We start from the raw sequence: 24,507 nt of genomic DNA, 5'->3' as shown, positions 1-24,507 counted from the left end.
TGTTTAGAAAGGTAGGAACAACGATGAGTGACAATTATAACTCTCGACAACAGAGACGAAAACAAACGTCTTCTAATAAGAAATCGAAAAAACCGAATAAAAGCGTCATGAAAAAGGTGACTGCCCTCCTTCTCATTTTCGGGTTGATTGGAATCACTGCTGGTGCGATTGTAGTATTCGCCGTGATAAGTCAGGCACCTGAATTGGATCCTAAAGAACTAGAGACACCCGTCTCTTCTAAGCTTTTTGATAAGGAAGGCAATGAATTCAGTATGATCTCGAGCGATGAAAAACGGATCAAGGCAGGGTTTGACGAAATTCCACAAGTGATGAGGGATGCTGTCATTGCTACGGAAGACGTCCGGTTCTATGACCATTTCGGAATCGATATCCGCCGGATCGGTGGCGCAGCGATTGCCAACGTCACTAGTGGCTTCGGTTCTGAAGGTGGAAGTACCATCACACAACAGGTCATCAAAAACACCCTTTTGACGAGTGATAAGAAGATGACCCGTAAAATCAAAGAAGCATACCTTGCGATCAAATTGGAACAACGTTATTCAAAAGATCAGATTTTCGAAATGTATCTCAATAAGATCTATTATGGTAGCCAGGCGTATGGAGTCGCCACTGCTGCAAAGACGTATTTCGGAAAAGACATACAGGACCTTGAACTCCATGAAGCAGCCTTACTGGCAGGGCTTCCGAAAGCACCTTCCTACTATGCACCTGACGAACATCCTGAGCGTGCTGAAGAACGACGTAATGTCGTTTTAAGCCAGATGGAGAAATACGGCTTCATTACGAAAGAAGAAGCCGATAAAGCGAAAGCGATGAAAGTGTCAGAGTATGTAGACAAGAAAGAAATCGAATCTAAGAAGGATTCCTATGAGACCTTTAAAGCGCAAGTTGTAAAAGAAGCTGCAAAAATGGCAGGATTCGAGGACACAAGTCAAGTGTACACATCCGGTCTTGAAATCTATACGACCCTGGATCCGACTGCCCAAAAAGCTGTAGAAGAAGCTCTTTATACGACGAACATCATCAAAGAAGAAAATCTTCAGGGTGGTCTCGTCGTGACCGATACGAAAACCGGGGCAGTTCGTGCGATCGGAAGCGGTCGAAAAAGTACGTCCAGTGCTTTCTACGCCACGCAAATGGATACAAGACAACCCGGTTCAACGATCAAGCCGATCCTAGATTATGGACCAGCGATCGAACATTTACAGTGGCCAACATACAAGCAAGTAAGTGATGACAAACTCGTCATCAACGGACATGAATTCCACAACTATGATGATAAGCACCATGGTGACATGTCTATCCGTAAAGCCTTATACAAATCCTACAACTTACCAGCGATTCGTACTTGGCAAGAAGTCGGTGCAGATAAAGCGAAAGATTTCGCAGCGAAACTCGGAATCGAAGTTGAAGATAAGCATTACAGCCCTTCATATGCAATCGGCGGATTCCGTAAGAGTCCAACTCCAATGGAACTTGCGGGCGCATATGCCGCATTCGGTAATGAAGGCGTCTATAACAAACCTTATACAGTTACAAAAATCAAGTTCCCAGACGGGCGTGAAATCAAACATGAGGCAGATCCTCAACCTGTCATGGAGGACTATACAGCATACATGGTGACAGATATGCTGAAGGATGTCATTACGAAAGGAACCGCTCGTAATGAAGTCAACTTGAGCTTCCCTGTCGCAGGTAAGACGGGAACGACCAACTTCAGTGCAGATGATGGTGCTGAATTCAAGGATAAGACGAAGGATGCATGGTTCGCTGGGTACTCTTCTGAGCTGACCATGGCCGTATGGACCGGTTACGATGGTAAACGGGATGAGGATGGCAATCCGTTGTACCTTGAAGGAAAAACGGATGACTACTCGAAGATCCTCTTCGATTATGTAATGGAAAAAGCAAGTGCAAACTTGAAGAACTCAGATTGGAAACGACCGAAATCGGTAGTTGAAGTTGCGATGGAAGAAGACTCCGGTAAACGTGCAAGTGAATTCACACCGAAGGACAAAATCGTACGCGAACTTGCCGTACGTGGTACCAGTCTTCCGGATGTTTCTCAGGAGTATTTCAAATTGGATCCTCCTCAAAACCTGAAGGCGGATTACAACCAGGAGAAACAAGAAGCAAAATTGACATGGTCTTATCCGAAAGAATTGCTTGAAAAAGGAACAACGTTCAAAGTGTTGTATTCCATTGATGGCAGCGGATATCAAGAACTTACGAAACAAAAAGAAACAGAACTTGTCGTAGAGAATCTCTCTCCGAATGCAACGATTACATTCGCTGTCGTAGCAGTAAGTGAAGAACGCGGCGAAGAAAGTGATCCTGCAACAGTCCAAGTGACCACAACACAGCCTGAAGAGGAAGATGAAGGTGACTTCCCTCCTCTCGATGGAGATGGTGATGAAGACGGTGAAGGTGACGGCGACGGTGAAGGCAATGAAGAAGGCGGTAATGAAGGAGAAGGCAATACTGGTGGTGAAGGTGATTCCGGTGGTGGAAATGGAGAATCCGGTAACGACGGAGACGGTGGTGACGAAGATTCCTCACCTCTCGGCATCGATCTCCCACCAACAACACAATCTCGTCAATCTGCCTGATTGAATACGAAAGGCTGACAGTCATCTGTCAGCCTTTTTTTATTAGAGCTCTTTTCTAAATGCTTATAAGTATGTTTTTGAAAACAGCTCAGATTATTTACCTTTTTACGTTGAACCGGTCTTTGATCAATGGCCACAACGGTGTATAAGGAAAAGCAAGATTCCAGAAAGACATTCCAGCCAGCCCGAGCTTTTTGAGAAGATCGAATTTGGCAGCCATGCTCCTCAAATCCTCAAACCAAACAATATGTTCCTTCCCGTCTTGATCATAATACGTATAAAACGGGGCTTGGGAATCCTGATCGTATTGGATTTCCGCTTTCTTCGTATATGCGAGTCTTGTAGCCTGAGGGACGCTTAAAGCTTTCGCGAACTTCCCTCCTTCTACATACGGTAATGTCCAATCGTACCCATATAAATTGACACCCATCACGATCTTTTCTTTCGGAATCTCTGTAAGGGCATATTGGAGGACTTTTTCAACTTCCGGAAGGGGGCTTACCGGCATAGGCGGTCCCCCGCTCCATCCCCACTCATAAGTCATGATGATGACATAATCGACGATTTCTCCATGTGCTTTGTAGTCATGCCCTTCATATAGGACACCTTTCTGATCGGCTTTCACTTTAGGTGCGACTGCCGTTGAAACTTCATAGCCTTGTGGCCTCATCTTTTTGACTAATTTCCGTAAGAATGAGTTGTACCTTTCCTTGTTTTCCTTGCCAAGAAACTCGAAATCCACGTTTATACCTTTATAGCCTTTATTTTTCATCTCCTTATCAATATTGGAGATGAGAGTATTCTGAACCTCATCGCTTTTGAGAATGGCTGTAGCGAGGTCCGTATCGAATTCAGCACCTTCCTTGATATTCGTGATCGTCATGATCGGTTTCATATTGTTCGCCTTGGCGACATCCAACAGCTGCTGATCGTTTTCGAGCGGCCTGATGTTCCCTTTCTCATCTACATGATAGCTGAATACAGCAAGCCAGCTCAGTGCATCCCCGACTGTTTTCGCATTATCGATCGTATCTTTGTAAGGTTCGGCATATGCATTCACGAGTGTGGTTGTCTTCGGCTTTTGTGGAACCTTCAAAACCTGACCTGGATAAAGGACAGAACCTTCTACCTGAGGATTGGCTTTTTGCAGTTCAGGAACCGAAACGCCCGTTTTTTGTGAAACTGAAAAAAAAGAATCTCCCGGTTGAACCGTATAACGGTTTTGAGTCGGTATGAGCAGCGTCTGTCCAATCGCGAGCTCGTCGGAATATTCAAGTCCGTTCAACTCTGTGATTTGCTGCCACGGTATACCATACAACTGAGAGATTCCCCATAAGGATTGACCTGGTCTGACAACATGTATTTGCATGAATCCTACCTCCTGCCGACGTAATCATGCTATTATCCTATGTTGTCAATTCTTGTCCGTATGCTGTTTTTTTCGTTCTATCGTATGCCATTTCTTTTCGGTTTCATCAAACAACGCTGACAACTGGATGAATGATTGATAATGATCGGGTGCATCAAGTATAAAGGAAAGACGTTCATTCAAATTGACAGGTTGAACCGTAGCTTTCGATATGGATTGGAAAATGTCCGTTAAATCATCGACACCACGTCCATCCATCCAGTGCAGTAAGGATAGGTACCATCCGATCCCCTTTATCATTTTCGATCTTGCAGCAGTCCGATCTCTCCGTTTGAAATCATCTGCAATCTCGGTTTTCTCTTTTTCCCATAGATAAAAAAGGTTGCCTACCAATTGTTCATACTTGAGCTCTTCTTGTTCGAATTTCCCTTGATAATAAAGAAGGTCGATCAAAAAAGGTACGGCTGCCAATTGTTCTAAATTGCATTGGTCATCATAAATAAAATCCCCATCTGGGAAGAATAAGGGATTCTTAAAAGTCTCAGGGATCGAAACATTTTGCTTAGACATTCACTTTCACTTTCTTCATCCGTTTTTGTCCCTCTCTACATAGATACAAGAGTGGACATACCGTACATTGCGGGTTCTGGGCTTTACAATGATAACGACCGAAAAAAATGAAGCGATGGTGGGAGACGGACCATTCTTCTTCAGGAATTTTGCGCATCAATGTCTTCTCCACTTCCAAAACACTGTCTTTCCATCTGCAAATGCCTAGTCTTTTTGAGACACGTTCTACATGCGTATCCACCGCTATTGCAGGTACTCCGAAAGATACGGATACGATGACATTGGCCGTCTTTCGCCCGACACCCGGGAGTTTCACGAGTTCATCGCGGTCCTTCGGTATTTCTCCTCCATACTCATGAATCACCAATTCTGAAAGCTTCCGGATATTCTTTGCTTTGTTCCGGTACAAACCAATCGAGCGGATATCCTGTTCTAACTCTTCCAAAGGCACTGCCAAATAATCCTCAGGCGTTTTATATTTCTCAAACAATCCTGGTGTCACTTTATTGACTAAAGCGTCTGTACATTGGGCGGAAAGCAGGACCGCAATGGTCAATTCGAATGGGTTCGAATGATGCAATTCACAATGGGCGTCCGGGAACATTTCACCCATTTCATCCAATACTTCTCTGATCTGTTTTTTCGTCAACATAACCTATCTCGTCCTTTGTTAGGATTGTTCCAGCCAATTATAGTAAGGGAAATCCGACTTTTCGGTTTCTTGATCCCGTTGGGTTGGCGTCCTCTTGTAACGTTGTTGGCGGAATTTCTCACCGTACTGTTTTGCCTCATCTACAGATCGTATGCCATTTTTCTTCCATTCGAAAAGGATACGATCAATGTATCGGAAATTCAATTTTCCTGAAAGCACAGCCTCTTTCAACGCTGCGACAATAATGGGAGGTTCATGTCCATCTTGATCGAGCCACATGGAGAGTGTTTCACATTCAATAGGCGATAACGGTCTACCGAATTCCTTCTCCATGATCGTATAGATCTGCATTTCATCCTGCTGCTGACGTTCTTGTTGTTGATCGATTTCTTCTTCTTCAAGGACACGGATCAATTTCTCCCATAGTGGACGTAACGTATAAATTTCAGAATAGATATGTTGGTCATGATCGTCCTGTTCTTCAATCTTCAGCAATCCCTTTTGAATACAAGTCCTCAAACGTTGCATGCATTGTTGGGTGTTAATCGACATCCGAGCAGACAATTCCTCTGGCGTCGGAAAATAATTGCCACCTTCGATAAAGGAGTGCATATGTATGAGAATCATCATTTCTTGTTCATCTAAGCCTAATTTGTTGTAATTCACCAATAATGCATTCGGAATGGAGATCGTCCCCATTTCAAGCCAGTTGATAAAGCTTTCTTTTTTCATCTCTTACACCTCCTCATCATTATAACAAACTGTAGGGCAACCATGTTTGATGTAAAAGTGGAATTTTCATAAGTGGCAAACATGAATGAAAATAAGCACCTTAAAATAAGCTGTCATAGCAAACTTTGTTGCTCTTGCACTTAAAGAAAGTATTAAATACTTTCTTCAGTATAAGGGTAACTAAGGCTCGACCTACAAAAGGCTTGGTCTCGCCAAGTTTTCTTTAAAAATTCTTTGATTTCCGCTTAAGGATGCTCGGTTTCCGCAGTAAGCCTAGTTAAAAAAGAAAAGCCCCCAAAAGGAGGCATTTCTTCATCATCACAATGACGTTCGTACGTTGCTTAAGGGTAAAGGCGGTTCAACAGACGTGGGAATGGAATTGACTCACGGATGTGCTCGATGCCGGATAACCATGCCACCGTACGCTCAAGACCTAGACCGAAACCAGAGTGAGGTACACTACCATATTGACGCAATTGCAAGTACCACTCATACGCTTCAGCAGAAAGGTCATGTTCCTCGTAACGTTTACGCATCAGCTCGAGGTCATCGATCCGTTGACTTCCACCGATGATTTCACCAAAACCTTCAGGCGCAATCAAGTCTGCACAAAGAACGACATCTTCACGCTCAGGATGCGGCTTCATATAGAAGGCTTTGATATCTTTCGGATAATTCGTAATGAACACTGGCTTGTCAAAGCTTTCAGCAATCGCCGTTTCATGAGGTGCACCGAAATCCTCGCCCCATTCGATATCATCAAATCCTTTTTCTTTCAAAAGGTTGATGGCATCATCGTATGAAATACGCGGGAATGGTGCTTTGATTTTCTCTAGCATCGAGATATCACGACCGAGTGTTTGAAGCTCGATTTTACAATTCTCAAGGACGGATTGTGCTAAGTAAGACACATATTGTTCTTGGATTTCGAGGCTTTCTTCATGTTCCACAAACGCCATTTCAGGCTCGATCATCCAAAACTCGATCAGATGACGGCGTGTTTTCGATTTCTCAGCACGGAATGTCGGTCCGAAAGAGAATACACGTCCGAATGCCATTGCAGCTGCTTCCATATAGAGTTGTCCACTTTGAGAAAGATAAGCATCTTCATCAAAATATTTCGTGTGGAACAAGGTTGTCGTACCTTCCGCTGAGCTTCCTGTCAAAATCGGCGGGTCGATTTTGACGAATCCTTCTTTATTATAAAACTCATAAGTTGCGCGGATGATTTCGTTACGGATTCGCATGATGGCATGCTGTTTCTTGGAACGTAGCCAAAGATGGCGGTTGTCCATCAAGAACTCTGTACCATGTTCTTTTGGAGTGATCGGATAATCGACCGATTCATGAATCACTTCGATGTTGGAAACGACAAGTTCTACACCTGTTGGAGAACGATCGTCTTTTTGTACAGTTCCAGTTACATATAAACTGGATTCTTGTGTAATCGATTTTGCCAGGTTCCAAACCGACTCATCCACTTCACTCTTCACGACGACACCTTGCACAAAGCCTGTCCCATCGCGAAGCTGTAAGAAAGCGATTTTTCCGCTGGATCGTTTATTGGCAAGCCATGCACCAAGGGTGACTTCTTCATCAATATGGTTTTTTAATAACGTTACTGTGGTCTTCACACTATTCCCTCCACCCAATGTTATGTATCAACATTTTTGATTCTTCATTGTTAATTTAGCTTTTTATATTGTACATAAACAAGAGCCGTTAAACAACCGGCTCTTATTTTTGATGTTTCTCCATAAAGCTACGGATGCGGTCCAACGCTTCATCCAACACATCCATGGATGTTGCGTAGGATAGACGTACATTGTCAGGAGAACCGAATCCGCTTCCTGGAACCAGTGCCACTTTTTCATATTCAAGTAGTGCCTCAACCCATTTGTCTACAGATTCGAAACCGGTCATCTCGACAGCTTCCGTTACATTCGGGAACAAGTAGAACGCACCTTTCGGCTTTTCACACTTGAATCCAGGGATTTGAATCAATTTTTCATACACTTTATTCAAACGGTCTTCAAAAGCACGCTTCATCTCTTCTACAGGTTCTTGTGGCCCGTCATATGCTGCAATCGCTGCATATTGTGAAATAGAAGTCGGATTGGAAGTGCTGTGACTCGCAAGGTTCGTCATCGCTTTGATGATGTCCCTGTCCCCTACAGCATAACCGATTCTCCATCCTGTCATTGAATGGGATTTCGAAACACCGTTGATGATGATCGTACGAGCCTTCAGCTCATCTGAGAGTTCAGCAATGGACGTATGTTGCTCACCAAAGTACGTAAGCTTCTCATAAATCTCATCCGAAACGATGACAAGATCGTGTTGCACACAAATCTCACCGATCTGTCTCAGTTCATCAGCAGAATAGATCGCACCTGTAGGGTTAGAGGGCGAATTGATCACTAAGGCTTTCGTGTTTTCATTGATCGCCTCTTTCAACTGATCCGGAGTGATTTTGAATCCATTCTGTTCTTTACCTTCAATATGGACTGGCGTCCCTTCGGCAAGTTTCACTTGCTCAGGATAGCTCACCCAGTATGGAGTCGGTATAATGACTTCATCCCCTTCATCCAACAAAGCTTGAAAAAGGTTGTATAGGGCATGTTTCGCACCTGTTGTTACAATCACTTCACTCGGATCATATTCAAGTTGATGATCTTTTTTCATCTTATTGATGATACTCTTCTTCAGCTCACCGAGCCCTCCGGCAGGCGTATATTTCGTCAACCCTTCGCGCATCGCTTCCTCTGCCTTTTCAATGATATGTGCAGGAGTGTTGAAGTCCGGCTCACCTGCTCCTAGACCGATGACATCATGGCCTTCTGCTTTCAAGGCATTCGCTTTTGCCGTGATCGCTAACGTACTGGATGGTGTCAATGCTTTTACACGCTTCGCTAATTTCATATTTCAACCTCCACAAGTAATAATGATTTTTGGTTTATTGCTTCATTTTATAAGCTTTAAAAAATGTACCGTCCTCGAACCGGATATAATGGAATGTATAAGCATTTCCATCTTTTTTGTAGACGATTTCCCACACCGGTGTAAACGAAGAGGATTCCTTGAATTTCTCTAGACCCAATCGGATTGATACAATCTGATCAGGATTCAGTTCCTGCTCGATATATTGTTTCACTTGCTGTTTGCTCCAACCGTCATCTGCATCGAGCATCCTGGTTTCGCCTTCTTTATCAAGAGGGACAAAAATGTATCGGGTCTTCCCATCCACCTTGGATTCGATGACATCAAATGCGCCGTATGATCCGTAATAATGTTCTGTATTCTCGACTTCCGTCAATTCATATTTTTCTTTTGCGAATGCGATACTTCCATTTTGCTCGTCACCATGTTCATTCCACACATAATAATAATAAGATGCTCCGATGATAATGGTTCCGAGGAAAAACGTTCCTGCGCCATAAATTATCTTTTTCATTTCATCACCTATGTACGATAGATCGTGAATACCATTTTTTCTTGATCTTCCTTATCAAGGGCAAGTCCGAACATCAAGTCCTGATGTTTCAGCGTACGGTTCAATGCATCCACAATCTTATATAAGTCAGGGGAAGATTGCACCTTGACTGTTGATAAAATCTCAATTTTACTCTCCATTACCAGTACACCCCATTAGTTGTTCCTGTTTCCACTAATAAGTGGGTTCGATCAGGACAGAATATAGATATCGAAGCAACAAGCAGCCCCTCAAACGGCTGCCATATATTCTTCCTTCCCTACACCTTTTTTAGAGGATGACGACCGTCATCCTCCTTTTTTCATATTCGTCCTACGTGTATATTTTCAATGAAATCACCTGGTTTTTCAATACTTAATTCTCATCATCGAAAGCCATTTCAGGCGTCGTCAATGGAACCTGGGTGATTTCGTACGTATGTTCATTACATTTTACCATCACAATGCCTTCCTCAGAGGGCTTCAACACTTCTACCCACTGGTCATCCAAACGGTTCAATACCTCATCACTTGCTGTGTAGCCTTCCCTTTTAAAAATGATGGCGACTTGTGGATTCGTATGTTTCAACAGAGCTTTGTTCGTACCGAAGTAATGCCCGAACCCACCTACCTTCAATAAGGAGATGTCGAGAGGTCCATTTTTCACGATGGCCATGTCTGCATCCTTATTGGAAACCCCCATGTACAGGAAGCGATGCTCTCCATAGTTCATGACAAGTGCCAGACCGCCAACATTGTATTCAGGTCTGGACTCGATATAGGCGACTTCCAGTTGAATTTTATCCAGCATGGTGAACCGGTCGCCTTTTTTGAGCGATTTGATTTCTACGTCTGTCAAATCATGATTGGCAGCCAATTCCTCTCGGATGTCTTCTGCAATCACGATCGTTTTGACTTTTTTCTGTTCCAGCAACCAGTCGAGATTTCCTGTAAATTGTTTCCCGATGTTCGTCAGGACTAACGTGTCAATCTGTTGGACTTTGAAGATTTTCATCTGTTGTTTGAATTGGGATTTTGATTGCCCACTACCCGTGTTGATGAGCCCACTCTTCCCAGTGCTATCCTGAAGGAGTGTGGACTCACCGCTTTTCAATTCAAGAAAAGAGATGGCTACATCTTTCGAATCAAGGTTCAAATTCAGCTCTTTGATGGCGTTACCTTTCGTTTCATTCATCATAAAAAGAACCGGTTCATCCTTGACCGGAATGATGCTCAACACCAGCATGAGCAGAAACAGACTGAACAAAATCAATGGTTTCGCATACACAATGGATCCCTCCGCAGAATACGGTGTGCTTTAATCCTAGTGTATGCGGTCCGATGATTCTTAATCGAGAAAGTCATTCAGGTCATCCAGCAGTTGATCCATCGTTCCTTGTCGAACAGGGACTGCTGGTAGAGAATTGATGAATAAATTCCCATATTTAGTCGTTACGATACGACGATCGAATACAAATACTGCACCATGGTCGGAGGATGAGCGTACAAGTCGCCCGAATCCTTGTTTGAAACGGATGATCGCTTGCGGAAGCGATAATTCCATGAAAGGACTTTTTCCTTGTTTCTTCAACCTTTCGCTGCGCGCTTCCATGACTGGGTTGTCCGGTGGATTGAATGGAAGTCGTACGATGATTAGGCACGATAAATCATTACCAGGGATATCGACGCCTTCCCAAAAACTGCTCGTTCCGAATAACACTGCTCGATTCAATTGTTTGAAATTCTTAGTCAATCGAGCCCGGCTTCCACTATCGATTCCTTGTCCGATCAATGAAAAGTCCTCTGGTTCTGCGTATTCTTTGAACGCATGATACGTCTTCTTCAACATGTCATAGCTTGTAAACAGGACGAGCATCCTTCCATCAGTGACATGTGCAATCCGGTAAATCGATGCAGCTATGGTCGATGCATAATCATCCGTTGAAACGTCCTTGATCATCGGCAAATCGGTCGGAATCATGATTTTGGACTGATTTTGATAATCGAATGGGGACTGCAATTGGACCGTCAATGTATCTTCTTCCATTCCGAGACGCTTACGCACGAAAGTGAAACGATTCCGAATCGTCAATGTAGCGGATGTGAGGACCACACTTCTTTTCTTCCCAAAGAAATCTTCCGACAGACGATCTGATATATCAATGGGTTGATTGAAGATGGAGACTGCGTTCTTCGCACCACCATAATCGGTTTCAATCCAACAGACCTCTTCTTCATTGGACGATAACAGCATGTGAGCGAGTGTGTTCCGTTCTTCATCCAAACGGTTCAACAGACCCGTATAATCCACAAGGATGCCTTTTTGAGCTACATTCAAGTGATCTTCCTGCTTTTGCGCTTTTTTGAGAAGATCGCGCAGATCCCGGATCAGATCATTGATTTGCAATTGACACCTTGCGAAGATTTCCTTCAATTCAGCATACCAGGTCGGATCGACTTGATCGATGGAAAAACGGAAGTTGATCTTCCCGATTTCAGACTTTCTCTGCCCTTTGGAAAGTACATAGGTTTTGATCATGCTGAATAATTGATCGATTTCAAACTTCAAATCCCGCATTCTAGATAGAAGGTCTGACTTTTCGAAGTCGACATCAACTGATTTCAAGACGTCTTCTAGCTTCAACCACAGATTGACAGTCAAGTCCTCAGAAGTACCAATCCGATCAAGCAACCGGTGAAAAGCGAAATAGTCCGTCTGCAATCCGAAATGGTCGCTCGCTACATCATCCAGATGATGCGCCTCATCGATGACCGCTTCCTGGTAAGCAGGAATCAACGAGTGATCGTTGACCAGGTCCGTAAAAAGCAATGCATGGTTCGTAATGATGATGTCGGCGTCATAGGCTTCCCTTTTCGAACGATGGTAAAAGCACCGTGAAAACCAGGGGCATTTGTGGTTCAGACATGAATTGGCATCACTTTTCACTTGATGCCAGAACAACTGACCACCAGACGGAAGATTCAGCTCTTCGATGTCTCCTTCGTCTGTCGTCGTCAACCATACGAGCAACTGTGCTTTTGCGAGAAGAACGTCATAATTGTTGTCATAAATCTGATCGAGTTGCTGCTCGAACTTCCTTAAACACAAATAGTGGTTTCGTCCTTTCAAGACAGTCGCCTTGAAATCAAACGGCACCATCTTCTGCAGCAATGGAATATCCCTGTCCAGCAGCTGTTCTTGCAGCTGAATCGTATGTGTACTGACTACCAGAGGTCTTCCTGTCTTTTTTGCGTTCAACAAGCCTGGAATCAGATAACCTAGAGACTTACCGATCCCTGTTCCAGCCTCAATCAAAGCATGTTGTCCATTGGTCAGCGACTGTTCGACTACATCCATCATTTCCACTTGACCTGTCCGCTTTTCATAATTGGGCAAAGTCTTTTCAAGCTGTTCCTCGATTTGTTGATGAGTAAGATTCTCGTCGATAGGATCCTCATCTTGCTCAGTCTCAAGCAATTTACGTAAAACGAGCTGCCGATAGGTTTCCAGCGCAGGCTCCTCTTCTTCCAATTGAATCATTTTCCGATCGATTTCTGCCTGTACTAGGTCTGCAATATCGCTGTGCATCCCTTTGACGAGAGGAAGTAGTCTCTGCATCGTCAATAATGGAAGACCGCTCAACCGCTTCAACAATTCAATGAGCAAAAAGCCCGTTGCCTCTGCATCACTATCCGCCTGGTGTGGGTTCTCGTGAGCCAATGAGAGTGCTTCTGACAGCTGTGTAAGCTTATAGGAGTCTAGGTTTGGCATCATGATCCTTGAAAGCTCTACGGTATCGAGAATCATGCCTCTCCATTCGAAATACCCGGCCTTTTCCAATTCCGCATTCAAAAATCCGAGGTCGAACTTGATATTGTGTGCAACCAAACAAGCCCCATCCAATAGCTGGAGAAGACGTGGCGCAACATCTTCGAACATAGGAGCGTCTTCAACCATCGCCTGGTCGATCCCGGTCAGAGACGTGATGAATGTCGGAATGGCCATCGCAGGATTGACATATGTCGAGAACCGCTCGACAATGGTATCCTTTTCTACGACGACTAAGCCGATTTGTATGATCCGATCTTTATTTTTAGGGGAATGTCCCGTCGTTTCCAGGTCTAATACAACATAACGGTTGTTCATTGTTCGTTCACCTCAAAAAAAGAAAAGCTGGCAATCCGGCCAAGCTTTCCAAACCTCTCACTTTATTCTACGCTTCCCGTACTATTTGTGCAATGAAGAGTGTCCATCTCGTCTGAGAAACCACCTTGATCTCATAAAAAAATCGGCCCGCAGATCGGGCCGATTCCAAGTATTAAAGCACAGTCGAAGCAGGTTCAGCTGTGATCTTTTCTATAATACGATTATGTTCATCCATGATGGCTACGGTAGGTTGATGCTTCCGTGCTTCTTCTTCTGTCATCATCGTGTAGTTGAGGATGATGACGACGTCTCCTTCTTGTACGAGTCGAGCGGCTGCTCCATTCAAACAAATGGTCCCACTTCCTCGTTCACCCGGTATGATGTATGTTTCAAATCGTGCACCGTTATTGTTGTTGACAATCTGTACTTTCTCGTTCGGAAGCATATCGACTTCATCCAGAATATCCTCGTCGATTGTGATGCTCCCTACATAATTCAAATTCGCTTCTGTCACTCTTGCTCTATGGATCTTCCCTTTCATCATCGTGCGAAACATGGTTGTCTTTCCCCTTTCAAAGCTTTTCTTCTATTATGATATTATCGATCAATCGTGCGTTTTCGAAACGATAGGCCAGTGCGATGATCAACTTACGGTCGAACGTCTCCACCGTCTGTAATTGAGGGTATGATAGGATTTCAACATAGTCCGTCTCTCCGTATGGAATATCCTCCAATACAGAAATCATTTCTTGACGGACATCTTTAAGTGCTTTTCCTGTCTGTACCTGCTCTTTGGCTCTGAGCAGTTGCTGATAAAGCTTTGGAGCCTCAAAACGTTCGTGGTCCTTCAAATAGACATTCCTGGAGCTTTTCGCAAGTCCATCTTCTTCACGAACGGTCGGGCATGCGACCAATTCTACCGGGAAGAAGTACGAGTCGATCAAATCATTGACGACAGCGACTTGTTGGGCGTCCTTCAATCCGAAATAGGCTCGATCAGCCTGTATGATGTGGAACAGCTTCGTCAAAACGGTTACGACACCATCGAAGTGACCGGGTCTTTTTTCACCGCATAATACGTTCGTACGTTCTGTGACTTTCATCTGGACGCCTGCACCATCAGGGTACATATCTTCCACTGAAGGATAGAACAAAACGTCCGTGCCGCGCTCCCTCGCGAGTCTTTCATCACGTTCAAAGTCTCTTGGGTAACGGTCGAAATCCTCATTCGGACCGAATTGGAGAGGATTCACGAAGATACTGGTCACGACAGTGTCGCATTCTTCCCGTGCCTTCTCGATCAAGGAAACATGACCTTCATGCAAAAAGCCCATCGTTGGAACGAATCCGATGGTATCGCCTCGTCGTTTCCGCTCCTTGATGAAGTGTTGCATCTCGTAGATGTGGCGGATCACCTTCATACTTTCCCTCCGTACAATGAAGCAAGCTGTTCTTCTTTCATCGTGAAACTATGTTTCTCTTCAGGAAATTTATGCGATCTTACCTCATCAACATATGAACGGATCGCATCCTCTATCTGTCCGGAGACATTCGTATATTGTTTGACGAATTTCGGAATTCTATGGGACCCATAGCCGACCAAGTCATGATAAACGAGCACCTGACCATCTGTACCAGGTCCAGCACCAATCCCGATTGTCGGTATGGTCAGTTCTGCACTGATCGTTTCAGCAAGTTGTCTCGGCACACATTCGAGGACGAGAGCGAAGGCTCCCGCTTCTTCTACCGCTTTTGCATCCTGTATCAATTTCTGTGCATCTGCTGCATCTTTCCCTTGGACTTTATATCCACCAAGAACAGCAACCGATTGCGGTGTCAAGCCTAGATGCCCGACAACAGGAACACCTGCTTGTGTCAAACGTTCGATGACAGTAAGAACCTCTCCTGCTCCCTCGACTTTCACGGCATCAGCTGAAGCTTCTTGCATCAACTTCGCCCCATTGATCATTGCATCCTGAATGGAGGCATGATAGCTCATGAAAGGCATATCCGTGACCACAAACGTGTTCCTTGCACCTCTTTTGACCGCTTTCGTGTGATGGATCATATCTGCCATCGTAACGGGGATCGTCGATTCATAACCGAGTACGACCATGCCAAGTGAATCACCGACAAGAATCATATCGACCCCTGCTTCCTCAGCAATCTTAGCGGAAGGATAATCATAACTGGTGAGCATGACAACGGATTCGCCATTCTCCTTCATTTTTTTAAAATCAACCGTCTGTTTCATACTTCTCCTCCTTTTTTATTATCAGAGGAAGATGAAAGTGGAAAATCGTGCAAATAAAAAACCTTCTTTCAGACATACAGAAAGAAGGAGATAAAACGCTTACAAACTTTCATCCCTCTGTCCATGTCCAATGTTCGGATCAAGGCAGAACATATTACTTAACGTACTTTGTATGAACATGTTTAATCAAAGTGCAGTTCGCCTGAGCGATACCGCCTACATGACCATTATATCAAATATTTATCAGTTTTGGGGAAGTTCTATATCTGCAGAGTATACCCGATGGACTTCACCCTCATCATCTTCAACGAGAAGGACACCCTCTTCTGTAATACCCTTCGCTTTGCCATACAGCTCTCCAGTGATCGTACGGACTTTTACCCGCCTTCCAAGACTTGCTGCAGAACCTTCCCATAATAGCTTGATCGGGGCAAACCCGTGCTCAAGGTATAGATGATAGAGCTTTTCCATCTTTTCCATGATGGCACGGACGAGATGGGCTCGTTCAATCTCTTTCCCGCTTTGGACTTTCAATGAGGTTGCGATTTTCTTGATTTCTTCTGGAAAAACCTCTTCTGGTGTGTTTACGTTGATGCCGATCCCGATGATGACGGAATTGACACGATCTGCTTCCGCTTGAAGCTCTGTCAGGATCCCGACCACTTTTTTCCCTTCAATCAAAATATCATTCGGCCATTTGATCTGGGCATCCAAATCGGTCACTTCCTTGATCCCCTGGACGACACTGACAGCAGCCAGTAATGTGAGCTGAGGTGCCCTTTGGGGTGGAATGTTCGGTCGTAAGATGATGCTCATCCAGATGCCGTTTCCTTTCGGTGAGTGCCATGAACGACCTAATCGTCCTTTTCCTAACGTTTGTTCGTCAGCGATGACGATGGTTCCTTCTTCTGCATCATTCAAGGCGAATTTATGGGCGATTTCCTGAGTCGATGTCACCGATGGCTCATAATGGATGACTTGTCCGATTTTTTCTGTCTCCATATGATGTTTGATTTCACCCGGATGAAGGTTATTCGGTCGATCGATGATGCGGTATCCTTTTTTCTGTACCGCCTCCACGACATACCCTTCCTTTCTCAGCTCTTCGATATGCTTCCATATCGCTGTTCGTGAACATCCGATGATTTCGCTGAGCTTTTGTCCGGACATATGGTCATCCGATTCCGAAAGAAGACTGATCAACCGTTCTCTTGTGCTTGATTGCATTGTGTAATCCACTCCTTAATTTCCCCGGGGTCATTTTTCAATGTTCCCGATACGACACGACACTCGATATTTTCCAAAAGTTCCTCAATCCATGGTCCAGGCGGCTGATTTACCAGGGCTTGGAGGTCATTCCCATCGATCGCCAACTCCGATCGCTCCTGGATCGGAAGCTGTACAAAGATTGCATTCATCTCTTGAGGAGTCGTAGACACCTGATATCCAAAAAACTGTTGTAATCTCATAACCGATTTCAAACGATCCAATCCATTGCGGTAGAGGGTCATTGGATTTTTGAAATCGGGATCGTTTCTATATAATTCTACAAGATGAGAAACTTGCTTGCGTTTCTGATTGGAAGGTTTCCAAGCATGAAGCCAATCGAACGGTTCCGATATACCCAGCCTCAAGAGGAATCCAGCCCATCTCTCTTCATCAGAGGTCAATTTCTCCCATTTGGAAAAAGCGGGATTCACTTCAAACTTATATGGACCATTTGGTAAATACCGATCGAGGTTTGCCTCCTTGATGAATTGAAGAGCTTCTTCACAATGGGCCCCTGCTAGTAACTTTTCGAATTCATCCCGTATTCGTTCAACTGAAATCTTGTCCAGCAGTACTGCATTCATTTTGAGTGCAGTATACGTTTCACTTTCCAACCTGAACCCGAGTGCTGAGAGGAAGCGCAATGCCCGCATCATCCGTAATGGGTCTTCGCGGAAACGTTCATGTGGATTTCCGACGGCACGGATCAGCTTCTTTTCCAAGTCTAATTGACCACCGAAAGGATCAAAAACGGTCTCATCCTGCCTGAGAGCCATTGCATTAATGGTGAAATCACGTCTTGACAGATCTAATTCGATTGAATCATGGAATTCAACCTCTGATGGATGTCGATAGTCTTCATACTCGCCTTCTTTTCGGAACGTCGTCACTTCATAGGATTCTCCATCCATCCTGACGATGACGGTACCGTGTTCTATGCCGACCGGAATCGTCTTTTCGAAGATCCGTTGGACGTCCTCTGGTAAAGCGGAAGTGGCGATGTCAATATCTCCAAGCTTCTTCTTCAACAGAAGGTCCCGGACGACACCACCTACGATATAAGCGTCATATCCATTGTTTTTCAATTGCTCGATGATTTTTTCCGCTTTACTGAAAGACATGATCCGCTCTCCTAAACTTCGACTGATTTGATACCGAGTGTCTTCGCATAAACATCCATATATTGCTCTACGATTTTACGTGAGTGGAACTGCGTATGGACATGCTCTATTGCATTCTTTGACATTTGCTCATGGAGTTCGTCGTTTTGCAGGATCTCAAGGGATTTTTCAGTGATGACATCCAGATCTCCCACTTTACAAACATAACCGGTTTTCCCGTCTTCAATGACTTCTGGAATACCTCCTATGTTCGTACCGATGACCGGAACGCCACATGCCATCGCTTCTAGTAGAACGAGACCGAAGCTTTCTTTTTCAGATAAGAGCAACTTCAAATCACTGATAGAGAACAATTCTGCAATATTGTCCTGCTTCCCTAAGAAATGGACATCGTCTTCTATACCAAGCTCCTTCGTCAGACGACAAGCGACCGTAAGCTCTGGGCCATCTCCTACCAGCAATAGTTTGGAAGGAACTTTCTTATTGACTCTATGAAAGGTATTGACGACGTCCGGAACTCTTTTCACGCCTCGGAAGTTGGAAACGTGGATGATCACTTTTTCATCTGGACCAATCCCATATTCTTTGCGCAAATCAGTAGAAGTGGTCCGGTGGTACACTTTTTCATCAATGAAGTTATATACACACTCGATTTCTTTATCCGTGCCCAACAGGACCTGTGTTTGCTCGATCAAACTGTTTGAGACCGCTGTCACGGAGTCTGACTGTTCAATTCCGAATTTAATCAATTCGCTCAGGCTCGGATCATAACCGAGCACTGTAATGTCCGTCCCGTGCAGAGTAGTCACGATCTTCAAGTGATCTCCGACCATCTGCTTCGCTAAATAGGCACAGATGGCATGAGGGACAGCATAATGGACGTGCAACAGATCCAGTTCTTCCCGTTCTGCGATTTCCGCCATTTTACTCGCGAGCGTCAAATCGTAAGGAGGATAACGGAAAACGGAATATTGATTCACTTCGACTTCATGGAAGTGGATGTTCGAATAGAACTTTTCGAGGCGAAAAGGGACGCTTGATGTGATGAAATGGATTTCATGCCCTTCCTTCGCTAGCATTTTTCCAAGTTCCGTGGCGACGACGCCAGATCCACCGACTGTCGGATAACATGTGATACCGATTTTCAGTTTTTTCATGTTGACTCTCCTAACAAATGATCCATCAAGATCGGACGTTTAGTATAGAACCCTTCAGCATAACGTACACCTGCTTCTTTTCCAAACATCGTGTCACGCGCTTCAACCGTTTCAAGGTAACCGTTATTGAGCGGGGTCTCTACACCGTCTTCACTTGCTGTAAATTGACTCTTATAAGCTTTCAAGCTATCCATCTTCCTCTCTTGGACTGCTGATATATCAACTGTAAAAGAAGGATGGTCATAACCGTTGATGTAGTAATAATAAACCTTTTCGATTCGGTGTGCAGGTAAATCTCCCTCCACCGTGAATTTTCGGATTCCGGCCGAAAAGAGGGCTTCCTCAACCAATCTTGTGCAGTTTCCGTGATCCGGGTGACGGTCTTTCGGATAAGGAACGAAAACCGCCTTTGGTTTGTATTTTCTTATGACTGCCGCAATTTTTCTAATATGGGAATCCGTAATCGATAATCCGCGGTCTGGCAAGTGAAGGTTGATCCTTTCACTCAGACCGAGTGTTTCACTCGCTTGTCTCGCTTCCTGCTGACGAAGTTCCACATTGCCATTGGAAGACAGTTCTGCTAGCGTCAAATCACAGACTCCTGTCTTGAAGCCTCTATCTGCATGTTTGATCAGTGTACCTGCCATACCGATTTCAACATCATCAGGATGTGCACCGAAGGCAAGAAGATCAAGTTCATCGTTCATACCTAACCTTCCTCTCTATCCCGGATCACTTTACGCCAGTCGAAATCACCGCGCTCTAACGCGTGGACAAAAATTTCTGCACTTGCAATGTTGGAGGCAAGAGGGATCTGATAAACATCACAAAGTCGGATAAGCGCTGCGATATCCGGTTCATGTGGCTGTGCCGTTAGCGGGTCTTTGAAAAAGATGACCAAATCCATCTTGTTTTCAGCGATCATTGCTCCGATTTGTTGATCCCCACCGAGCGGACCGGATTGGAACCTGTGCACTTCAAGGCCTGTTGCATCCGAAATTTTCGTTCCCGTCGTCCCGGTAGCAAACAGCTTATGTTTTTTCAGAACAGGTGCATATGCGACTGTAAAATTAATGATATCCTGCTTCTTCTTATCGTGTGCAATCAATGCTATATTCATCTGTCTACCCCTACTCCATTAGATTTTCCAATCCATAAACCAATACGTCCAATTTCATGATCGTCTCAACAGACATTTTCACACCTGGCATGAACGCACTTCGATCGATCGTATCATGGCGGATGGATAACGTTTGTCCTGTCGTACCTAACAGAACTTCCTGGTGTGCAACACGTCCCGGAAGACGTACACTGTGGATCCGGATGCCATCAACATCCCCACCTCTTGCACCCTTGAGATCTTCTGTTTCTTCAGGATGACCTTGTTGTTTCGGTTCACGGACCTCTTTGATCATTTGAGCCGTTTTCATCGCTGTACCAGAAGGTGCATCCAGCTTTTGGTCATGATGCTGTTCGATGATCTCGACGTCTGGCATGTACTTGGCTGCCATTTGAGAAAACTTCATCATCAAAATCGCTCCGATAGCAAAATTCGGCGCGATGACAACGCCGATGCCTTTCTCTTCTGCTGTTTCACTGAATCGTGCGATTTCCTCATCTGTAAAACCTGTTGTTCCGACGACTGGCCGAACACCATACTCAAGTGCGATTTCCAGATGCTTTTTACCGGAATCCGGTTTGGTCAGGTCAATGATAACATCCGTTTCGGTTTCTGAAAGACACGTTCGTAGATCATCAAAAACAGGAATCTCCAGGTTTGGCTGATCTTCAAGATCTTTTAGCATCTTTCCTGCGTTTTTAGTATCCACGACTGCTTTCAGCTGAAAGTGCTCTGTATCGGTGACCATCTTCACAGCTTCCTTGCCCATTTTTCCTCTCGGACCAGCTATGACGATACGGATGGTTCGTTCACTCATTCTGTTTCCTCCTCTATACGTGTCCAACGATCTTTATCTCTTGTGTTGAATTTATCCATCACGATGCGTAACGCTTCGTCTAAATCAATATGTAATGAATTCGCAAAACAGATCACGACGAACAATAGATCTCCTAATTCTTCTTCAATCGACTGTTCATCTTCACTGGATTTTTTCGGCTTTTCCCCATAACGATGGTTCACTTCTCTGGATAGTTCGCCTAACTCTTCTGTCATCCTCGCAAGCATGGCTAGTGGACTGAAATATCCTTCCTTGAATTGTCCGATATATTCATCTACTGCATCTTGCATCTCTTTCATCGTACGTTCGTTCATCGTTCCACCTCATTTCATACTCTACTTCATGTTAGCTAAATCAAAACGGTTTGACAAATAATAAAGACATGGATAGATTGGTTAGGTAGTGATGTATGATTTCTACTTATTCGTTAGTATGACCGAACCGTCACTCAATCAACAGAATACGTTAAAAGGAGGCTGTCCGGATGCTTAAGATCAAGCTTAAGAATGTATTATTCATTTTACTCGGTTCAGCAATTTTCAGTTTCGGCATCATCCATTTCAATCTTGAAAACAACCTGGCTGAAGGCGGATTCACGGGTATCACCCTGATTCTCTATAATCTCTTTCAAATCGATCCTGCCATATCCAACCTCGTATTGAATGTTCCATTGTTCTTGATAGGTTGGAGATTGCTCGGGAGGAACGCCTTCATATACACCATCATCGGTACAGTGGCAGTGTCCTTTTTTCTATGGATCTTCCAATACCATTTGCGGTTTCACTTTCCACTCCGAGAGGATCTGACACTTGCGGCGTTGTTCGCCGGGGTATTCATCGGAATCGGATTGGGTATCATTTTCCGCTATGGTGGTACCACAGGCGGTGTCGATATCATTGCTAGACTAGTGAACAAATATGTCGGGTGGAGTTTCGGTAAGACGATGTTCCTTTTTGACGCTTTCGTCATTTTGTCTGCGACCATCACTTACCTCAACTATAAAGAAGCGATGTACACACTTGTTGCCGTGTTTGTTGGTGCGCGTGTCATCGACTTTATCCAGGAAGGTGCATACGCAGCCAAGGCAGCCATGATCATATCTGAGAAAAACGCAGAAATCGCCAATCGCATCATCAAAGAGCTCGATCGTGGCGCGACCATCTTGAATGGAAGAGGAACGTTCACCGGTGCGCAAAAAGAGGTTTTGTATTGCGTCATCGCGAGGAATGAAATCTTCCGGTTGCGAATCTTGATCCAACAGATCGATCCGCATGCTTTCGTCGCCGTCAATGACGTCCATGATGTACTTGGAGAAGGATTCACCCTGGATGAAAACAAGAACCCATTACACGATTAGATGAGGCTGACCTAGAACATCAAATATATGATGTTCAGGTCAGCTTTTTTTATGATGTAGTGTGAGTTAAGCGCGTCTTGTGGGGTGCGATCTTCCGTTTTTCCCGTTTTCGGGGTGCCCAAGAGCCTCTTGCGGGGTGCGATCTTCCGTTTTTGGCGTTTTTGGGGTGCGCATGCCAGTAAAAAGAACGGCGAAACAACATAAAAAAAACCGCTTGGCTTTTACCAAGCGGTTTTACCTTATCATTATTCAGATTGGTTCATTCCGACGAAAATGAGCACGAACCGCGCGAGTTCTAACAACGCGACTAGTGCGGAAGCAACATACGTTAGTGCTGCTGCATTCAACACTTTTCTTGCCTGCCGTTCCTCATCATTTCGGATCAGCCCTAGCTGTACAATCTGATTCATCGCACGGCTGCTTGCATTGAACTCGACCGGTAATGTTACCAGCTGGAAGAGCACTGCCCCAGCCATCAGCAAGATACCTGGCAAAATCAAGTCAGCTGCGCCAAAAATGATGCCAATAAGGATGAGGAAATATGACATGTTCGAGCCGATCGATGCGACAGGAACAAGGGCATGCCTGGCTCTTAACGGACCATATTGGTTCGCATGCTGGATCGCATGGCCCACTTCATGGGCGGCAACTGCCGTCCCTGCTATGGAATGTCCGTAATAATGATCTTCCGACAAACGCACAACCTTGCTGCGCGGATCATAATGATCCGACAGTTTCCCGCGGATTGGTTCGATTTCTACATCATGGATGTTATTATCCATCAGGATTTTGCGAGCTACCTCTGCACCTGACATCCCTAGTGCGGAAGGTACTTTAGCATATTTACTATAGACTTTTTTCACTCGAAACTGAGCCCAAAGTGGAATGGCCAATAACAGGAGAAAATAGATCAGAAACATCAATTGTCCCTCCTAATCGCTTTGATTCCCTTTATAAAGCAAGTATATCACTTAGCGGAAGCGATTGTATTCTTTTTGCTTGGAGAAGGTTTGAATGCCTTTCTTTTCCTCTGAATATTTTCTCCATCCGACGTAAAATAATGTAGAGATAATTCCGCCTCCGACCGTAAAGATCAGCCACAAAATGGATGGATCCGCACTGTCCTCTTGCTTCTGGTCATAAGCATCTTTCAAGGCTGCTTCTATGAACTTGATCTGTTGCAGCTGATGATCCGTCGTTACAACCAATGACCGATTTTCATCTAAATATTTTACATAGGAATCGATTCGGCTCAATAATTCTGCTGGTAGATCAACACTTAATGCAGGGTGGATTTTGTCATACTTCACCAAGAATTGATTGAAGTACGCATAGAAGGATTGCAACTCCTGGTCAGCGGCTGCCCCTTCCATCTTCTCCAACATGCTCATCAATTCATTCTGTGTCGATTTCCATAACGGCTGGTGATCCGTATGAACGGCATCAACAAGTAGGTGTAAACCCATCAAGGTATTGACTCTTTCTTCATGGGAAGCAGCGACTTCCGTCAATACTTTCACCGATTCATCATAACTGGTTGAAAAAATGCGGAGATGATGGATAGATAAGTCCTTGTCTGCATCGGCTAATTCATGATATTCACGTTCGAAATATCCGAGAACATCCTTGGCATCAGCATATTTCTCTTCTTTCGTCAGTTGCAGTGCTTTATAGGATAACTCACTCAGCTTCTTCCAATGATCTCCTTCACCATGGTCAGCAAAAACAGTCAATGGAATGAACAAGAAACACCCTATCAGGAATAAAGCAAATACCCCTCTCATAAAACTTGTCCCTCCTATTAAGAAAACTCTTTCTTA

24 protein-coding genes are annotated in these 24,507 nt (G+C 44.4%); 2 read left to right on the top strand and 22 right to left on the bottom strand.

Features of this window, described 5'->3' with window-relative positions; translation table 11 throughout:
• The first annotated feature begins 23 nt into the window (after window positions 1–23).
• Complete coding sequence (locus ACXQIQ_RS02100; RefSeq protein WP_439300378.1) at window positions 24–2,630, top strand: PBP1A family penicillin-binding protein; 2,607 nt, start codon at window positions 24–26, stop codon at window positions 2,628–2,630.
• 97 nt (window positions 2,631–2,727) lie between these two features.
• Here ACXQIQ_RS02100 and ACXQIQ_RS02095 read toward each other — a convergent pair whose 3' ends face one another.
• The 20 genes from ACXQIQ_RS02095 to ACXQIQ_RS02000 form a co-directional block, all read right to left on the bottom strand.
• Entirely contained in the window at window positions 2,728–3,999 is a 1,272-nt protein-coding gene (locus tag ACXQIQ_RS02095) for a glycosyl hydrolase family 18 protein (RefSeq protein WP_439300379.1), read from the bottom strand.
• Window positions 4,000–4,044: 45 nt separating this feature from the next.
• On the bottom strand, window positions 4,045–4,569 hold the full coding sequence (locus ACXQIQ_RS02090) for a YpoC family protein (RefSeq protein ID WP_439300380.1): 525 nt from the start codon (window positions 4,567–4,569) through the stop codon (window positions 4,045–4,047).
• Window positions 4,562–5,221, bottom strand: a complete 660-nt coding sequence (gene nth, locus ACXQIQ_RS02085; protein WP_439300381.1) for an endonuclease III — start codon at window positions 5,219–5,221, stop codon at window positions 4,562–4,564. Before nth ends, ACXQIQ_RS02090 begins: the two co-directional genes overlap by 8 nt.
• A gap of 18 nt (window positions 5,222–5,239) precedes the next feature.
• Window positions 5,240–5,953 (bottom strand): DnaD domain-containing protein, encoded by a 714-nt coding sequence (locus tag ACXQIQ_RS02080; protein WP_439300382.1) that lies wholly within the window; start codon window positions 5,951–5,953, stop codon window positions 5,240–5,242.
• A gap of 341 nt (window positions 5,954–6,294) precedes the next feature.
• Window positions 6,295–7,587 carry an asparagine--tRNA ligase gene (gene asnS, locus ACXQIQ_RS02075; RefSeq protein ID WP_439300383.1) on the bottom strand — a complete coding sequence of 431 codons (1,293 nt, stop codon included), beginning with the start codon at window positions 7,585–7,587 and terminating at the stop codon, window positions 6,295–6,297.
• A 103-nt stretch (window positions 7,588–7,690) separates the two neighbouring features.
• The gene (locus ACXQIQ_RS02070; protein WP_439300384.1) at window positions 7,691–8,875 is read right to left on the bottom strand and encodes a pyridoxal phosphate-dependent aminotransferase; all 1,185 of its coding nucleotides are present in this window, start codon (window positions 8,873–8,875) and stop codon (window positions 7,691–7,693) included.
• 34 nt (window positions 8,876–8,909) lie between these two features.
• A complete protein-coding gene (locus ACXQIQ_RS02065; protein WP_439300385.1) occupies window positions 8,910–9,407 on the bottom strand; it encodes a hypothetical protein in 498 nt (165 codons plus the stop codon).
• Between the two features lie 8 nt (window positions 9,408–9,415).
• A complete protein-coding gene (locus ACXQIQ_RS02060) occupies window positions 9,416–9,586 on the bottom strand; it encodes a YpmA family protein (protein WP_226549355.1) in 171 nt (56 codons plus the stop codon).
• Window positions 9,587–9,800: 214 nt separating this feature from the next.
• Window positions 9,801–10,712: a ComEC/Rec2 family competence protein gene (locus ACXQIQ_RS02055; RefSeq protein ID WP_439300386.1), complete on the bottom strand. Its 912-nt coding sequence runs from the start codon at window positions 10,710–10,712 to the stop codon at window positions 9,801–9,803.
• A gap of 60 nt (window positions 10,713–10,772) precedes the next feature.
• Complete coding sequence (gene dinG, locus ACXQIQ_RS02050; protein WP_439300387.1) at window positions 10,773–13,571, bottom strand: ATP-dependent DNA helicase DinG; 2,799 nt, start codon at window positions 13,569–13,571, stop codon at window positions 10,773–10,775.
• A 172-nt stretch (window positions 13,572–13,743) separates the two neighbouring features.
• Window positions 13,744–14,127 carry an aspartate 1-decarboxylase gene (gene panD, locus ACXQIQ_RS02045; RefSeq protein WP_439300388.1) on the bottom strand — a complete coding sequence of 128 codons (384 nt, stop codon included), beginning with the start codon at window positions 14,125–14,127 and terminating at the stop codon, window positions 13,744–13,746.
• 16 nt (window positions 14,128–14,143) lie between these two features.
• Window positions 14,144–14,992, bottom strand: a complete 849-nt coding sequence (gene panC / locus ACXQIQ_RS02040) for a pantoate--beta-alanine ligase (RefSeq protein WP_439300389.1) — start codon at window positions 14,990–14,992, stop codon at window positions 14,144–14,146.
• A complete protein-coding gene (gene panB, locus ACXQIQ_RS02035) occupies window positions 14,989–15,825 on the bottom strand; it encodes a 3-methyl-2-oxobutanoate hydroxymethyltransferase (protein WP_439300390.1) in 837 nt (278 codons plus the stop codon). Before panB ends, panC begins: the two co-directional genes overlap by 4 nt.
• A 243-nt stretch (window positions 15,826–16,068) precedes the next feature.
• Window positions 16,069–17,052, bottom strand: a complete 984-nt coding sequence (locus ACXQIQ_RS02030; protein WP_439300391.1) for a biotin--[acetyl-CoA-carboxylase] ligase — start codon at window positions 17,050–17,052, stop codon at window positions 16,069–16,071.
• On the bottom strand, window positions 17,025–18,215 hold the full coding sequence (locus ACXQIQ_RS02025) for a CCA tRNA nucleotidyltransferase (RefSeq protein ID WP_439300392.1): 1,191 nt from the start codon (window positions 18,213–18,215) through the stop codon (window positions 17,025–17,027). The genes ACXQIQ_RS02030 and ACXQIQ_RS02025 overlap by 28 nt, the downstream gene beginning before the upstream one ends.
• Before the next feature lie 11 nt (window positions 18,216–18,226).
• Window positions 18,227–19,372 carry an N-acetyl-alpha-D-glucosaminyl L-malate synthase BshA gene (bshA, locus tag ACXQIQ_RS02020; protein ID WP_439300393.1) on the bottom strand — a complete coding sequence of 382 codons (1,146 nt, stop codon included), beginning with the start codon at window positions 19,370–19,372 and terminating at the stop codon, window positions 18,227–18,229.
• The gene (bshB1, locus tag ACXQIQ_RS02015; protein WP_439300394.1) at window positions 19,369–20,079 is read right to left on the bottom strand and encodes a bacillithiol biosynthesis deacetylase BshB1; all 711 of its coding nucleotides are present in this window, start codon (window positions 20,077–20,079) and stop codon (window positions 19,369–19,371) included. Before bshB1 ends, bshA begins: the two co-directional genes overlap by 4 nt.
• Before the next feature lie 2 nt (window positions 20,080–20,081).
• Window positions 20,082–20,492, bottom strand: coding sequence for a methylglyoxal synthase (gene mgsA, locus ACXQIQ_RS02010; RefSeq protein WP_439300395.1), 411 nt, complete (start codon window positions 20,490–20,492; stop codon window positions 20,082–20,084).
• Between the two features lie 10 nt (window positions 20,493–20,502).
• The gene (dapB, locus tag ACXQIQ_RS02005; RefSeq protein ID WP_439300396.1) at window positions 20,503–21,309 is read right to left on the bottom strand and encodes a 4-hydroxy-tetrahydrodipicolinate reductase; all 807 of its coding nucleotides are present in this window, start codon (window positions 21,307–21,309) and stop codon (window positions 20,503–20,505) included.
• Window positions 21,306–21,644, bottom strand: a complete 339-nt coding sequence (locus ACXQIQ_RS02000) for a nucleotide pyrophosphohydrolase (protein WP_439300397.1) — start codon at window positions 21,642–21,644, stop codon at window positions 21,306–21,308. Before ACXQIQ_RS02000 ends, dapB begins: the two co-directional genes overlap by 4 nt.
• A gap of 170 nt (window positions 21,645–21,814) precedes the next feature.
• Between ACXQIQ_RS02000 and ACXQIQ_RS01995 the strand changes: the two genes are divergently transcribed.
• Window positions 21,815–22,687, top strand: a complete 873-nt coding sequence (locus ACXQIQ_RS01995; RefSeq protein ID WP_439300398.1) for a YitT family protein — start codon at window positions 21,815–21,817, stop codon at window positions 22,685–22,687.
• A 245-nt stretch (window positions 22,688–22,932) separates the two neighbouring features.
• Here the strand turns inward: ACXQIQ_RS01995 and ACXQIQ_RS01990 are convergent, their stop codons facing one another.
• The gene (locus tag ACXQIQ_RS01990) at window positions 22,933–23,610 is read right to left on the bottom strand and encodes a zinc metallopeptidase (protein ID WP_439300399.1); all 678 of its coding nucleotides are present in this window, start codon (window positions 23,608–23,610) and stop codon (window positions 22,933–22,935) included.
• 48 nt (window positions 23,611–23,658) lie between these two features.
• Window positions 23,659–24,471, bottom strand: coding sequence for a sporulation protein YpjB (locus ACXQIQ_RS01985; protein WP_439300400.1), 813 nt, complete (start codon window positions 24,469–24,471; stop codon window positions 23,659–23,661).
• Window positions 24,472–24,507 lie beyond the last annotated feature (36 nt).

This window comes from Pseudalkalibacillus sp. Hm43 (assembly GCF_054170705.1).
The sequence above is the reverse complement of the archived record's forward strand: the minus strand, read 5'-3'. Positions and strand labels throughout refer to the sequence as shown.

What these genes read in the sequence shown, in the direction of transcription:
- ACXQIQ_RS02100 (WP_439300378.1), top strand. Translation starts at nt 24, where the DNA reads ATGAGTGACAATTATAACTCTCGACAACAGAGACGAAAACAAACGTCT.
- ACXQIQ_RS02095 (WP_439300379.1), bottom strand. Translation starts at nt 3,999, where the DNA reads ATGCAAATACATGTTGTCAGACCAGGTCAATCCTTATGGGGAATCTCT.
- ACXQIQ_RS02090 (WP_439300380.1), bottom strand. Translation starts at nt 4,569, where the DNA reads ATGTCTAAGCAAAATGTTTCGATCCCTGAGACTTTTAAGAATCCCTTA.
- nth (WP_439300381.1), bottom strand. Translation starts at nt 5,221, where the DNA reads ATGTTGACGAAAAAACAGATCAGAGAAGTATTGGATGAAATGGGTGAA.
- ACXQIQ_RS02080 (WP_439300382.1), bottom strand. Translation starts at nt 5,953, where the DNA reads ATGAAAAAAGAAAGCTTTATCAACTGGCTTGAAATGGGGACGATCTCC.
- ACXQIQ_RS02070 (WP_439300384.1), bottom strand. Translation starts at nt 8,875, where the DNA reads ATGAAATTAGCGAAGCGTGTAAAAGCATTGACACCATCCAGTACGTTA.
- ACXQIQ_RS02065 (WP_439300385.1), bottom strand. Translation starts at nt 9,407, where the DNA reads ATGAAAAAGATAATTTATGGCGCAGGAACGTTTTTCCTCGGAACCATT.
- ACXQIQ_RS02060 (WP_226549355.1), bottom strand. Translation starts at nt 9,586, where the DNA reads ATGGAGAGTAAAATTGAGATTTTATCAACAGTCAAGGTGCAATCTTCC.
- dinG (WP_439300387.1), bottom strand. Translation starts at nt 13,571, where the DNA reads ATGAACAACCGTTATGTTGTATTAGACCTGGAAACGACGGGACATTCC.
- panD (WP_439300388.1), bottom strand. Translation starts at nt 14,127, where the DNA reads ATGTTTCGCACGATGATGAAAGGGAAGATCCATAGAGCAAGAGTGACA.
- panC (WP_439300389.1), bottom strand. Translation starts at nt 14,992, where the DNA reads ATGAAGGTGATCCGCCACATCTACGAGATGCAACACTTCATCAAGGAG.
- panB (WP_439300390.1), bottom strand. Translation starts at nt 15,825, where the DNA reads ATGAAACAGACGGTTGATTTTAAAAAAATGAAGGAGAATGGCGAATCC.
- ACXQIQ_RS02030 (WP_439300391.1), bottom strand. Translation starts at nt 17,052, where the DNA reads ATGCAATCAAGCACAAGAGAACGGTTGATCAGTCTTCTTTCGGAATCG.
- ACXQIQ_RS02025 (WP_439300392.1), bottom strand. Translation starts at nt 18,215, where the DNA reads ATGTCTTTCAGTAAAGCGGAAAAAATCATCGAGCAATTGAAAAACAAT.
- bshA (WP_439300393.1), bottom strand. Translation starts at nt 19,372, where the DNA reads ATGAAAAAACTGAAAATCGGTATCACATGTTATCCGACAGTCGGTGGA.
- bshB1 (WP_439300394.1), bottom strand. Translation starts at nt 20,079, where the DNA reads ATGAACGATGAACTTGATCTTCTTGCCTTCGGTGCACATCCTGATGAT.
- mgsA (WP_439300395.1), bottom strand. Translation starts at nt 20,492, where the DNA reads ATGAATATAGCATTGATTGCACACGATAAGAAGAAGCAGGATATCATT.
- dapB (WP_439300396.1), bottom strand. Translation starts at nt 21,309, where the DNA reads ATGAGTGAACGAACCATCCGTATCGTCATAGCTGGTCCGAGAGGAAAA.
- ACXQIQ_RS02000 (WP_439300397.1), bottom strand. Translation starts at nt 21,644, where the DNA reads ATGAACGAACGTACGATGAAAGAGATGCAAGATGCAGTAGATGAATAT.
- ACXQIQ_RS01995 (WP_439300398.1), top strand. Translation starts at nt 21,815, where the DNA reads ATGCTTAAGATCAAGCTTAAGAATGTATTATTCATTTTACTCGGTTCA.
- ACXQIQ_RS01985 (WP_439300400.1), bottom strand. Translation starts at nt 24,471, where the DNA reads ATGAGAGGGGTATTTGCTTTATTCCTGATAGGGTGTTTCTTGTTCATT.